At 61.8% G+C, this 262-nt stretch carries 1 protein-coding gene; it reads left to right on the forward strand.

Translation table 11 applies throughout. From position 1 onward, the window contains the following. Positions 1-262 (forward strand): immunoglobulin-like domain-containing protein (locus ACI2KG_RS28550; protein ID WP_404664201.1); only part of this gene is annotated, 262 nt, incomplete at both ends.

Here is a 262-nt window from a genome sequence, read left to right on the forward strand (position 1 = left end):
GAACGACGTCTACAACAACGGCTCGACCGTCAGCGTCACCATCGAAAACGCCACTGGCGGTAATTTCGAGCAGCTGACCCCGAACCCGACGCCTGCTCAGACCACGATCAACGACTCGGTCGACAACACCACCGCGACCCTGACGGCTTCGCCGAGCGTCACCGAAGGTGGCGTGATCACCTACACCGTGACCCTGAGCAACCCAGCTCAGACCCCGGTGACCGTGACCCTGTCCAACGGCCAGACCATCACCGTTGAAGCA

The sequence above is a fragment of the Pseudomonas sp. NPDC089407 genome (assembly GCF_044900445.1).
Taxonomy (GTDB): Bacteria; Pseudomonadota; Gammaproteobacteria; order Pseudomonadales; family Pseudomonadaceae; genus Aquipseudomonas.